Here is a 12,319-nt window from a genome sequence, read left to right as displayed (position 1 = left end):
CACCCGCGTCGATCCCGATGCTCGGCGCTGCCCCGGACCGTTCCGCAAGCTGCACGCTCAACGCCGGTCGGGACCGTTCCGCAAGCTGCACGCTCAGCGCCGGTCGAGCACCAACCCGCGAGCTGCGGCGTACTGGTCGCGGACGGCGGGGACAGCCGCGGCCGCGTACTCCTCGGTGCCCTCGAGCGCCCAGACCGGCGGCGCGTCGCCGCCCAGGGCGACCCACGCGGCCTGCCGGGCGGCGCCGTCGGCGACGTACTCCCCGGCCGGCGGCACGACGACCGGGCAGCCGAAGACCTGCGGGGCGATCTGACGCACCGCGGCCGACCGGGCCCCACCGCCGACCAGGATGACCCGGCGGACGGTGGCACCCTGCGCGGTCAACGCGTCCAGCCCGTCGGCGAGCGCGCAGAGCATGCCCTCCACGGCGGCCCGCGCCAGGTGCGCGGGGGTCGACGTGCGCAGGGTCAGGCCGTGCACCGCGCCGGTGGCGAGCGGACGGTTCGGCGTCCGCTCACCCTCCAGGTAGGGCACCATGACCAGCCCGTCCGCGCCGGCCGGCGCGGAGAGCGCCAGGTCGGCCAGCTCGTCCAGGTTGACGCCGAGCATCGCGGCGGCGGCGTCCAGCACCCGGGCCGCGTTGAGCGTGCAGACCAGGGGCAGGAAACGGCCGGACGCGTCGGCGAAGCCCGCGACGGCGCCGCTCTCGTCGGCGGCCGCCACGTCGGCGACGCTGAACACGGTGCCGGAGGTGCCGATCGAGACGACCACGTCACCCGGGCCGGCACCGACACCCAGCGCGGCGGCGGCGTTGTCCCCGGTGCCCGCGCCGAGCAGCGCACCGCCCGGCCCGCCCGGCCCGCCCAGCTCGGCGGCGAGCTTTCCCGCCGACTCGGCCGGACCGAGCACCTCGGGCACCACCAACCGCCGACCGAAGCCCCGCTCCAGCAGGTCCAGTCGGTAGTCGCCGGTCGCTGGCGACCAGTAACCGGTGCCGCTGGCGTCGCCCCGGTCGGTACGCAGCGCGCCCAGCCCCGGTGCGCCGGCCAGCCGCCAGGTCAGCCAGTCGTGTGGCAGGCAGACGGCGGCCACCCGGGCGGCCAGCTCCGGTTCGTGCCTGGCCAGCCACCGCAGCTTCGTGATGGTGAAGCTGGCCACCGGAACGCTGCCGGTGGCCTCGGCCCAGAACCGACTCCCGGCCGGGCCGCCGCCGACCTCCTCGACGAGGTCGGCGGCGGCGTCGGCGGATCGGGTGTCGTTCCACAGCAGCGCCGGGCGGACCACCCGGCCGTCCTCGTCGAGGCACACCATGCCGTGCTGCTGGCCGGCGACGGAGATCGCCGCCACGTCGGCCAACCCGCCGGCCTGGTCGGCGGCGCTACGCAGCGCCTGCCACCAGGCTTCCGGGTCGACCTCCGTGCCGTCCGGGTGCGGTGCCCGACCCTGCCGGAGCAGGGCGCCGGTCTCCGCGTCCCGGATCACCACCTTGCAGGACTGGGTGGACGAGTCAACGCCTGCGACCAACGGCATGGCGGGGCCTCAGCGGGCGCCGAGCAGGTGCTCGACGGCGAGCTGGTTGAGCCGGACGAAGGCGAAGCCCCGGGCGGCCACCGCGTCCACGTCGACATCCTCGAACGCGGACCGGTCGGCCAGGAACTCCTCGTAGCCCTCACCGTCGCCGAGCGTCGGCGTGCTCAGCTCGCCGACCTTGCTGGCGGCCAGCGCCTCGATCACCTCGGGGTCGGCGCGGAACGCCGCCGCGCGCTCCTTGAGCAGCAGGTAGGTGCTCATGTTGGCCGCCGCGGAGGCCCACACGCCGTCCATGTCCTCGGTGCGGGAGGGCTTGTAGTCGAAGTGCCGCGGCCCGTCGTAGGCCGGCCCGCCGTTGGGGCCGCCGTTCTCCAGGAGGTCCACCAGGGCGAACGCGTTCATCAGGTCACCGTGACCGAAGACCAGGTCCTGGTCGTACTTGATGCCGCGCTGGCCGTTGAGGTCCAGGTGGAACAGCTTGCCCTGCCAGAGCGCCTGGGCGATGCCGTGGGCGTAGTTGAGCCCGGCCATCTGCTCGTGGCCGACCTCCGGGTTGAGGCCGACCAGCTCCGGGTGGGCCAGCTGGGAGATGAAGCCGAGCGCGTGCCCGATGGTCGGCAGCAGGATATCGCCGCGCGGCTCGTTGGGCTTGGGCTCCAGGGCGAACCGCAGGTTGTAGCCCTTGTCGATGGAGTACTGGGTGAGCAGGTCCACCGCCTCGCGGTAGCGGTCCAGGGCGGCGCGGACGTCCTTGGCGAGGTCGTACTCGGAGCCCTCGCGGCCACCCCACATCACGAAGGTGCTCGCGCCCAGCTCGGCGGCCAGGTCGACCTGGCGCAGCACCTTGCGCAGCGCGAAGCGGCGGACGTCGCGGTCGTTGCTGGTGAAGCCGCCGTCCTTGAAGATCGGGTGGGTGAAGAGGTTGGTGGTGACCATGGGCACCACCAGGCCGGTCTCGTCGAGGGCCTTGCGGAACCGGGCGATGTGCTGGTCCCGAGTGGCGGCGTCGACGCCGAACGGGATCAGGTCGTCATCGTGGAAGGTGATGCCGTACGCGCCCAGCTCGGCGAGCCGGTGCACTGCCTCGACCGCGTCGAGCTCGGGACGGGTGGCGTCACCGAACGGGTCGCGGGCCTGCCAGCCCACGGTCCAGAGCCCGAAGGAGAACTTGTCGGCGGGGGTGGGACGGGGTGCCATGAGCGACCTCCGGGGTGGTGTTGTCCGCTATTTGTTCAGCGATTGAATTATTTGCCCACCCTATGGCACTGTCAAGGGGTGAGCCTCACCCACGCCCCGGCCGGCGCAGTCCGTCAGGGCAGTCTGCGCGAGCTCAACCTCGCCCTGGTCCTCGGCCGGATCGCCGCGGCCGATCGACCTCCCTCGCGAGCCGACCTGGCGACGGCGACCGGCCTGACCAGAGCCACCGTGTCCGCGGTCGTCGAGGACCTGCTCGCCGGCCGGCTGGTCAGTGAATCCGACCCCGCACCCCGCTCGGGCGCCGGCCGTCCGGCGCGCGGACTGGTCCTGGCCGATCAGGGGCCGGCCGGCCTCGGCCTGGAGGTCAACGTCGACTACCTGGCGGTCTGCGTGGTGGACCTCGCCGGCGAGGTCCGGCACCGCACGGTGCACCGGGCCGACCTGCGCCCGGTGGCCCCCGCCGACGCCCTGGCCCGCCTGGTCGAGATGGCCGGGGCAGCCCGCGACGACGCCGCGCAGGAGGGCCTCACCCTGGTCGGGGCCGCGCTCGCGGTGCCCGGCCTGGTGGACGACGCCGGGCTGGTCCGGCTCGCGCCGAACCTCGGCTGGCGCGACGTGCCGGTGCCCGCGCTGCTCGCCGAGCACCCTCCGCTGATCGAGCAGGTGCCCGGTATCCCCGCACTGGTGGTGGACAACGAGGCCAACCTCGCGGCGCTCGGCGAGCTGCACTCGCAGCCACCCGGCCCGATCAGCTTTCTGCACATCTCCGGAGAGGTGGGCATCGGCGCCGGCATCGTGCTGGACGGCGCGCTTTTTCGCGGCGTACGCGGGTGGAGCGGCGAGATCGGGCACCTTCCGGTCCACCCCGAGGGCCGTCCGTGCCGCTGCGGCGGGCAGGGCTGCCTGGAGCAGTACGCCGGCCAGGAAGCGATCGTGTCCGCCGCCGGGCTGGCCCGGTCGGAGCTTCCCGCGGACACCGCGACGGCCCGGTTGGCCGAGTTGGCCGAGGCCGGCGACGCCGACGCGCTGCGCGCGCTGCACGACGCCGGGACCGCGCTCGGCGTCGCGGTGGCCGGCGTCGTCAACCTGCTCGACCTGGACACCGTGGTGCTCGGCGGCGGTTACGCGGCGCTCGCGCCCTGGCTGTGCCCCCCGGTGCTCGCCGAGATCGGCGCCCGGGTGCTCACCGCCGCCTGGTCGCCGGTCACGGTCCGGCCGTCGACGCTCGGCGCGGAGGCCGCCGCGGTCGGTGCCGCCGGCTCGGTGGCCCGTCGGATCGTCGCCCAGCCCGCCGGCTGGCTGGCCCGCTCCGGCTGATCGCCGCCCCGCGCCGTGGGCCTCTGTCGGGGAGGATCGGTACCCTTGCTCTCAGGCAACGATCCCCGGTGAGGAGTCGAGAAGCAGCATGCGCACACGTCGTCAGACGCGAGCCGGCGTCCGGCGGTGACCACGACCCGGCAACCCGGCGGCACCCCGTTGCCGGCCGACGAGCGGTTGGCCCGCGAGCTGCTCGACGGGCTCGCCGAGGCCGTGCTGACAACGGACGGGACCGGCCGGGTCACCCTGGTCAACGCCATGGCGGCCGAGCTGATCCCGGAGATCGACGCCGGCACCGAGCTGGCTGACTGCCCGGTGGCAGCCCTGGCCCGGGCGGTCACCAGCGGCGCCGACCGCTTCGACGCCGACCACCACGGCCGGCGACTGCGCGGCGTCCGGCGGCAGCTCGCCGGCTCCCGGTGGGCGTGGTACGTCCGCGACGTCACCGAGGAGCACGCCCGCGCCGACGCCCTGCTCGCCGAACGCTCCCGCACCGCGTTCCTCGCCCAGGCCGGCAGCCGGCTGGCGCTGGCCCTGCACCGGGACCAGGTCCTCCTGGCCGCCACCACGCTCGCCGTCCCCTACCTGGCCGACGTCGCCGTGGCACTGCCCCGACCGACCGCGCCGGCCGAGCCGCGCGCCCGCTGGATCCGGTACGCCGACGGTGAGCCCGCCCCGGTCAGCGGGCTGGCCAGTCCCGCGTTGACCAACTCCGTGCCCGGGCTGGCCGAGGCGCTGGCCGGCGACCGCGGCGAGCCGGGCCCCTGGCCGGAGGCCCCGCCCACCGACCTGGCCGACCTGCTGCCGCCCGGGTTCGGTCCCCCGGGCACGGTGCTGGCCAGCCCGCTGCTCAGCGGCAACGGGTCGGCCGGGGCGCTGCTGCTCGTCCGTCGGTCCGGGCGGGCCGGCTTCGACAGGCGTGACATCGAGTTGGCCCGGGAGTTCGCCGCCCGGGCGGGTGCCGCGCTGGCCACCGCCGACCTGCACGGCGAGCAGGCCCACCTGGCCCGGGTGCTGCAGACCAGTCTGCTCCCGCCCGAGCTGCCCGTCGTGCCCGGCGTGGCCCTGGCCGGCGGCTACCGGGCAGCGGGCGACACCCTGCGCATCGGCGGTGACTTCTACGAGGTGTTCCCGCACCGGCGCGGCGCCCTGTTCGCGCTCGGCGACGTGTGCGGCAAGGGCGTGGGCGCGGCGGTGCTGACCGGCCGGGTCCGCCAGTCGTTGCAGACGCTGCGGCTCGTCGAGCAACGCCCGCTGGAGCTGATCCACCTGCTCAACCAGGCGCTGTTCGACGCGCCAGACGCCGCACGGCGCAGCCAGTTCACCACCCTGCTGCTCGGTTCCCTGGACCGGGGGCCGGCCGGGCTGGACGTCCGGATCGCCGGCGGGGGGCACCCGGCGCCACTGTTGGTCACCCCCGACGGCACGGTCACCCCGGTCCCGGTCGGTGGCATGCCGGTGGGGGCGCTGACAACCGCACGGTTCGCCGAGACCCGGGTGCACCTCGATCCGGGCGACCTGCTGCTCGCGTACACCGATGGGGTGACCGAGGCGCGCGGCCCGCGCGACGCGGCGATGTTCGGCGAGGCGCGGCTGCGGGCCGCGCTCGTGGCGGCGGCCGGGCAACCGCCGGCGGCGCTGATCGACCGGGTGCTGCGGGCGGTCGACGACTGGCTGGACGGGCAGGCCCACGACGACATCGCCATGCTGGCCGTGGGCGCCGCGGCGCCGGCCTGACCGACGGGCGACGGCCCGGCCGGCTGGATCAGGCGGTACGCGCCACCGGTGGGTCGCCGGCCGGCCATTCTCGGGTAGTGCCGACCGATCGTTCCGAACCGTCCATCGAGCCCGTCCACACCGCTCGGGTCTGCCGACCCGAATCGGCCGACCAGTCCCCCGACCGTCCACCTGGTCGGTCCGGGTCGTCCGGCCAGGTCCCCTGGCCCGTCGACTCGTCGGACGCGTTCTGCGCCTGCTGGCGGCGGGCGGTCTCGTCGAACTCCCGCATCCCGCGCAGCAACGCGTCGCGGCCCTCCCGGCTCATCCCGCTCAGTACGGCGGCGAGTTGCGCCTGGCGGTCGGCCCGCAGCTCGGCGAGGAGCCGGCGGGCCTCCGGGGTGAGGTGCAGCGAGATCTCCCGCCGGTCGAAGCGGCCCGGCTCGCGCTCCAGCATCCCGGCGGCGACCAGCCGGTCGCAGAGGCGGCTGGCGGAGCTGAGCAGCATGTCGAGTCGGCTGGCGAGCCGACGCAGGTTGATTCCGTCGTACTGCTCGACCACCATCACCGCGCGTAACTGGGCACCGGACACGCGGTTGGCGGTCCCCTCCCGGGCTGACTCCCAGATGCCCAGCAGGGCAGCGGCCGCCGCGTCCAGCGCGGCAGCCATACTCGTCTCGGGGTCCGTCGGACGGTTCAGTTCGGCCATGGTGGCCCGAGAGTACTCCGAACCCACTGGTGGTCGAGCTTTCAGCGAAGGAGTGACGATGAGCGAACCGGTCAATCGGGCACGACGGGCCCTGAACGAGACACCAGCCGACCGGCTCGTCGGGGGTGTCGGCGATGTGCTCGCACGGTCGTACGGGATCACCGAGGTCGAGCTCTACCAGGTCGACTACCGGCTCGCGGAGCTACTGCCCCTCACCGAGGGTGACTCGATCACGAGCCCCGGGCACCCCGCCTGGCGCGCCTTCGACCACCAGTCGTCGATCCTGACGGACGGCGCGGCCTGGGTCCCGGTCACCATGCGTGGCGAGCGCCGGGGGGTGCTGCGGCTGTCCCCCGTACCGGACGACCGGGAGGTCGTCGCCGCGCTGGCCGAGATCGCCACGGCGCTCGCGCACGAGGTGACGGCGGTCTCCGCCGGCACCGACGTCTATCGGGCGGCCCGGCGCAGCCAACGCCTCACCCTGGCCGCCGAGATGCAGTGGGACCTGCTGCCCGGCCGCAGCCGGATCCGTCCCTCGTTCAGTCTGGCCGGGCAGTTGGAGCCGGCGTACGCGGTGCGCGGCGACAGCTTCGACTGGTCCGACGACGGGGAACGGCTCTGGTTGTCCACCATCAACGGCACCGGTGAGGGCGTGGCCGCCTCCCTGCTCACCTCGCTGGCCACCCACGCGCTGCGCAACGCGCGTCGGGCCGGCCTGAGCCTGGCCGACCAGGCCGCCCTCGCCGATCAGGCCATCTACGACCTGTACCGGGGCGAGCAGCACCTCTCCGCGTTGCTGATGGAGCTGGACCTGCGCTCCGGGATGATGACCGTGGTGGACGCCGGGTCGCCCCGGCTGGTCCTGCTCCGCGACGGGGACGTCACCGAGCAGCCCCTGGAGGCGCAGTTCCCGTTGGGCATGTTCGAGGCGACCGACTACCACGAGCAGAAGTTCCCGCTGGAGCGCGGTGACCGGGTCTTCGTGGTCAGCGACGGTGTGGTGGAGGCCACCGGGCAGCATGTGCGCTACGGCGAGACGGCACTGGACCGGTTCCTGCGGCGGACCGGGCCGATGGCGCCCCTGGACGCCGTCCGGTCGCTGATCGGTGATCTGCGCGCGTTCGTGGCCGGTGACCTCGTCGACGACGCGGTGGTCGTCTGCCTGGACTGGACCGGCCCGCAAGCGTGACAGGTGGTCAGTACGCTCCGCGGCCGTTCAGCACCGCGCCGAAGGTCTTCCACAGGATGGTGAGGTCGGCGGCGAGGGACCAGTTCTCCACGTAGTAGAGGTCGAGCCGGATGCCGTCCTCCCAGCTCAGGTCGGAGCGGCCACTGACCTGCCACAGGCCGGTCATGCCCGGCTTGACCAGCAGCCGCCGGGCCACGTCACCGTCGTAGCGGGCCACCTCCGAGGGCAGTGGCGGGCGGGGCCCGACCAGGCTCATCTGACCCAGCAGCACGTTGACCAGTTGCGGCAGCTCATCCAGTGACCACTTGCGCAGCAGCCGACCCACGCGGGTCACCCGTGGGTCGTGGCGCATCTTGAACATCAGGCCGTCGGTCTCGTTGCGTGCGGTCAGCTCGGCGAGCAGCGCGTCGGCGTTCACCACCATGGTGCGGAACTTGAACACACCGAACTCCTGCCCGCCCCGGCCGACACGGACCTGTCGGAACAGCACCGGGCCCCGACTGTCCAGTTTGATGGCCAGGGCGATGAACGCGATAAGCGGCAGCAGCACCGCCAACGCCAGCGACGAGGCGGACCTGTCGACGAGACCCTTCACCAGCTTGCGGACCCCGCGGAACTCGGGCGCCTCGACGTGGATCAGCGGCAGGCCGGCGACCGGACGGGTGTGGATCCGCGGGCCGGCGACGTCGGTCAGCGCGGGTGCCACGACCAGGTCGACACCGGTCCCCTCCAGCTGCCAGCCGAGGCGGCGCAGCCGGGTCGCGGTCAGCTCACCGGAGGCGGTCACCGCGACCGTGTCCGCGCCGATCGCGGTGGCGGCCTCCGGGATGCCCCGGAACGACCCCACCACCGGCACGTCACCGAGCCGCTGCGCCACCGGCGCGAGCAACGCGTCCGGGATGCAGGCGCCCACCACCTGGTAGCCGGCGTACGGCTCGCGGCGCAGCGTGTGGACCAACTCCAACACGTGGGCGGTGTCGCCGACCACCAGCACCTTGCGGGACCAGCCGGCGCCGATCGAGCGGGCCCGGTGCAGCCGCTTGCGGGCGGCGAACCGCGCCACCTCCAGCCCGACGGTGCCCACCGCGAAGGAGATGCCCAGGAAGCCCCGGGAGACTCCGACGTCGGCGATGTAGCCGATGATGGCGATCGCCCCGGCCAGGCGCAGGCTGGCGGAGCTGACCCGCCGGTACTCGTCCGCGCCGTAGCCGATCACCCGGTCGTCGTAGCAGCCGAGCGCCTTGAGCGAGATCAGCCAGGCCAGCACCAAGCCGGGGGCGACCAGCACGTACGGGATTTCCGAGCCGGTCGGCTCACCCTCCCCGAACCGGGTGACGTACCCGATCAGCAGCGCGATGATGAGAACTGTGGTGTCCATCACCACCAGGACCCGGACGTAGGACCGTTCGTCGGCGCGCGCCACCAGGCCGGAGCGTCGACCGTCCGGCTCCGCCGACGTGGCGGGGGTCAACAGTGTCGCCACGCTCACCGGCCCTCCCACTCTGTACAGGATGGCCCCGGCCGACGGGTCGGACCGGAGGCGGACCGACTATGCCGGAACAGTCGACATCCTGCCTTGACAACTATGACTGCCGATTGCTTCCGACGTATTGCCGTCACTTTTCTTCGACAGCCTGGTAGCCGAAAGGGGCCTGCCATACCGGATCGACGGTACGGCAGACCCTTCGACGTCTGAGCCTCGGATCAGCGTGGCGCTGGCGGACGCCGCGCGATGGCGCTGAGGAAGATGCTGCCGATCTCGCTCGGGTCCTTGGTGACGAAGACGTCGCCGCCGGTCACCTTGGTGATCGACTCCAGCTCTGCCTTGCTGACGCCCTCGCCGATACCGATCATGATGACCTGGACCGGCCGCTCCGGGTCGGCGGCCTGCTTGAGCTTGGTGAGCAGCTGCTGCTGGTTGAGGCCGTTGTCGTCCTCGTTCTTGCCGTCGGTGAACAGCACGATCGAGTTGACCCGGCCGGGCTGCCAGTTCTCCTGCACCGCCTGGTACGCGGCAAACATGGTGTCGTAGAGGCCGGTGTCGCCGCTGGAGGGCTTGACGGTGGCGAGCGCGCCCTCCAACTGGGCCCGCTGGCCGGACAGTGGCCCGATCGGGACCAACTCCCGGTAGTCCCGGTTGCCGACGAGCTGGGTGGAGAAGGTCCACAGACCGATCGACCAGGAGTCGTCGAAGAGGCCGAGGCCGCGGCGGGCCGCGTCGACGGTGACCTCCTCCCGGCTGCGGTTGTTGGCGCTGGGCACCGGGTCCTTCATCGAGCCGGAGACGTCGATGACGGCGAGCATCCGACCGGACTGGGTGGCGATCGACCAGCTGGAGACGACCCGCTGGATCGCGGCCGGGTCCAGGCCACCCGCCGCGGTGCCGCCGTTGGCCGGCGCGGTGGGTGCGCCACCGGACGGGCTCGGCGCACCCTGCGGCGCCTTGAAACCCTCGCCCCAGTTGCCGTCCGGCGCGCGCAGCGACTGCGCGGCGAGCCGGTTGCGGAAGGTCGGGCTGGTGAGCAACTCGAACAGCACCTTGGCCGCCGACGCCTTGCTCGGCTCGATGCCGGGCAGCACCGCGTACGGGTAGTCCAGCGGCATCGGCGCCGGCTCCATGTAGAGCGCGGCGAGCGGCACCGGCGGCTTCTTGCTGTTGTACGCGATCACGTCTTCTTCGGACAGGGCCGCCGCACCGAGACCACTGGCGATGGACGTCGAGTCGTTGGCCGTCGGGAACCGGGCCAGCAGGTCGTTGCGGAGCGACGAGCGCCCGGTGGCCAGTGCCCGGAGCGCGCCGACGGTGTTGCGCTGGGCGTCGCCGCCGGCGCCGTTGGCGGCCGCGGTCAGCGAGAGCAGCCCGGACAGGCCCGCCGCGTCGCGGGTCGGCTCGACGATCCCGGTGCGCAGTGGCGCGCTTGTGTTGTTGACCTGCTTGAGCAGGTCGGTCCAGTTGAACTTCTTGTCCGGCCAGCCCAGCCGGGCGGCGATCGGCTCGGGCATCGCGACGACGATCGGGCTGCGCGCGATGGACGCGCCGTTGGTCGGCGCGAACGCCGTCGCGTCCTTCTTCAACCGCAGCAGCCAGGTCGAGGAGTCAGGCACCCAGACGTCCGGGCTGACGGCGGTGCCACTCGCCTGCCCCACGCCGGCCAGCACAGCGCCGTGCTTGGCCGCCACCACGGCCGCCACGTCGACCGGGTCGGACGCGGAGACGTCGACACGGATGCAGGTCGGGCCTACCGCGGCGCCATCCTTCACCCACTGGGACGCGGCGGCGTCCACCGCTGGCGCGAGCTCGGAGGCGACCGCCACGGCGAGCCGGATCTCGCCCGAGCAGCTGGGCTGGACCAACTCCCGATAGCCGAACCACGCGCCCGTCGTCACGACGAGCACCCCCACCGTTGCGGCGGCGGCGGCTAGGTGGAGTTTCGAACGCATGCGATGGCGGCCTGATGACACGGTGACCATCTTGCGTACTAGGTGCCGTCTCTGCCACATCCGTTCGGACGAAAGTTACGGAGGAGAAACAGTTGGCCACTTTTTTGCAACACAGAGTGACGTTGCAGCCTCGTGGCGTTGCCGAATCAGTGCGGCACTCGCGTCTCTAAACCATCGTTCAGGGCAAAACGCACGTCGGGCTCGGCACCGGCACCGGCTCGCCGACCGCCTCCGGAACGCCGATGTCGGCGTCGCGCCGGAACACCCGCACCATGTCGGCCCGCTCGTCGGCGACGTAGAGGTGTTCGCCGATCAGGGCGAAGTGCCGAGGCCACTCGCCGCCGGTGTCCACTTCGGCCACCAGCTCGGGCAACTCCCCGCCCAGGTTGAAGACCGCCACGGTCCCCACACCACGGTTGGCGACGTAGAGGAAACGGCCGTCCGGGGCGACCGCGACCTCCGACGGCTGGACGTGACCGGCCCGCCCGCTCGCCTCGACCCGCCCACGCTGGTGCAACGCGCCGTCGTCGGTCACCTCGTACGCCGTGACCGAGGCGTCCAGCTCACCGACGAGGTAGCAGCGCCGTCCGTCCGGGTGCCGGGCCAGGTGCCGGGGGCCGGTGCCGGGCGCCGTACGGATCCGCGGCGCACGCGGCACCAGTCGTCCGGTGGCGTCGTCCAGGTCGTACCGGTAGACCGAGTCGGTGCCGAGATCCACGGCGAAGGTCGGCCCGCGGCCCGCGCCGGGCGAGACCATGTGGGCGTGGGCGTGGTCCTGGCGCTCCGGGTCGGGGCCGTGCCCCTCGTGCGCCACCAGGTCGGTGCGCTCGCCGGGCACGCCCTTCGGGTCGAGCGGGAAGACCGCGATGCTGCCGCTGCCGTAGTTGGCTGCCAGCAGGTGATCGCCGCCGGGCAGCACCGCCAGGTGGCAGGGCTCGGCGCCGCCGGTCGACCGACTGCCGAGCGGGTCCAGCGCGCCGTCCGCCCCGACCTGCCAGGCGCTGATCTCCCCGTCCGCCAGCTCGTTGACCGCGTAGAGCACCGGCTGGGTGGGGTGCCGCGCCAGGAAGGAGGGGGACGGGGTGACCGCCACCGTGCCGAGCGGGGTCAGCGCCCCGGTCGTCGGGTCGCGACGTGCCGCGACGATGCCGCTGCCCCGTCCACCACTCTGCGCGGTGTAACCCCCGATGTGGACGACCTCACCCTGACCGCTCACGTCC

At 73.2% G+C, this 12,319-nt stretch carries 9 protein-coding genes; 3 read left to right on the top strand and 6 right to left on the bottom strand.

Features of this window, described 5'->3' with window-relative positions:
- Nucleotides 1-93: 93 nt before the first annotated feature.
- Both xylB and xylA read right to left on the bottom strand, forming a co-directional pair.
- On the bottom strand, nucleotides 94-1,530 hold the full coding sequence (xylB, locus tag ACLQ3B_RS21220) for a xylulokinase (RefSeq protein ID WP_425782427.1): 1,437 nt from the start codon (nucleotides 1,528-1,530) through the stop codon (nucleotides 94-96).
- Nucleotides 1,531-1,539: 9 nt separating this feature from the next.
- Nucleotides 1,540-2,727: a xylose isomerase gene (xylA, locus tag ACLQ3B_RS21215; protein WP_425782426.1), complete on the bottom strand. Its 1,188-nt coding sequence runs from the start codon at nucleotides 2,725-2,727 to the stop codon at nucleotides 1,540-1,542.
- 78 nt (nucleotides 2,728-2,805) lie between these two features.
- On the opposite strand from xylA, the gene ACLQ3B_RS21210 reads away from it, so the two are divergent.
- Both ACLQ3B_RS21210 and ACLQ3B_RS21205 read left to right on the top strand, forming a co-directional pair.
- Complete coding sequence (locus ACLQ3B_RS21210) at nucleotides 2,806-4,044, top strand: ROK family protein (protein WP_425782425.1); 1,239 nt, start codon at nucleotides 2,806-2,808, stop codon at nucleotides 4,042-4,044.
- 126 nt (nucleotides 4,045-4,170) lie between these two features.
- Entirely contained in the window at nucleotides 4,171-5,781 is a 1,611-nt protein-coding gene (locus ACLQ3B_RS21205) for a SpoIIE family protein phosphatase (RefSeq protein WP_425782424.1), read from the top strand.
- A 28-nt stretch (nucleotides 5,782-5,809) separates the two neighbouring features.
- Here the strand turns inward: ACLQ3B_RS21205 and ACLQ3B_RS21200 are convergent, their stop codons facing one another.
- Nucleotides 5,810-6,469 (bottom strand): MarR family winged helix-turn-helix transcriptional regulator, encoded by a 660-nt coding sequence (locus ACLQ3B_RS21200; protein ID WP_425782423.1) that lies wholly within the window; start codon nucleotides 6,467-6,469, stop codon nucleotides 5,810-5,812.
- Nucleotides 6,470-6,527: 58 nt separating this feature from the next.
- On the opposite strand from ACLQ3B_RS21200, the gene ACLQ3B_RS21195 reads away from it, so the two are divergent.
- A complete protein-coding gene (locus ACLQ3B_RS21195) occupies nucleotides 6,528-7,658 on the top strand; it encodes a PP2C family protein-serine/threonine phosphatase (RefSeq protein ID WP_425782422.1) in 1,131 nt (376 codons plus the stop codon).
- A 7-nt stretch (nucleotides 7,659-7,665) separates the two neighbouring features.
- On the opposite strand, the gene ACLQ3B_RS21190 is transcribed toward ACLQ3B_RS21195, so the two are convergent.
- From ACLQ3B_RS21190 to ACLQ3B_RS21180, 3 genes are all read right to left on the bottom strand, one after another.
- Nucleotides 7,666-9,147, bottom strand: coding sequence for a sugar transferase (locus tag ACLQ3B_RS21190; protein ID WP_425782421.1), 1,482 nt, complete (start codon nucleotides 9,145-9,147; stop codon nucleotides 7,666-7,668).
- 215 nt (nucleotides 9,148-9,362) lie between these two features.
- Entirely contained in the window at nucleotides 9,363-11,120 is a 1,758-nt protein-coding gene (locus ACLQ3B_RS21185; RefSeq protein ID WP_425782420.1) for a substrate-binding domain-containing protein, read from the bottom strand.
- Nucleotides 11,121-11,277: 157 nt separating this feature from the next.
- Nucleotides 11,278-12,315, bottom strand: a complete 1,038-nt coding sequence (locus tag ACLQ3B_RS21180) for a lactonase family protein (protein ID WP_425782419.1) — start codon at nucleotides 12,313-12,315, stop codon at nucleotides 11,278-11,280.
- Nucleotides 12,316-12,319 lie beyond the last annotated feature (4 nt).

The organism is Micromonospora sp. DT53 (assembly GCF_049841535.1).
Classification (GTDB): domain Bacteria; phylum Actinomycetota; class Actinomycetes; order Mycobacteriales; family Micromonosporaceae; genus Micromonospora.
The sequence above is the reverse complement of the archived record's forward strand: the minus strand, read 5'-3'. Positions and strand labels throughout refer to the sequence as shown.

Excerpts from the sequence above, each read along its gene's own strand:
- xylB (WP_425782427.1), bottom strand. The coding sequence starts at position 1,530 with ATGCCGTTGGTCGCAGGCGTTGACTCGTCCACCCAGTCCTGCAAGGTG.
- xylA (WP_425782426.1), bottom strand. The coding sequence starts at position 2,727 with ATGGCACCCCGTCCCACCCCCGCCGACAAGTTCTCCTTCGGGCTCTGG.
- ACLQ3B_RS21200 (WP_425782423.1), bottom strand. The coding sequence starts at position 6,469 with ATGGCCGAACTGAACCGTCCGACGGACCCCGAGACGAGTATGGCTGCC.
- ACLQ3B_RS21195 (WP_425782422.1), top strand. The coding sequence starts at position 6,528 with ATGAGCGAACCGGTCAATCGGGCACGACGGGCCCTGAACGAGACACCA.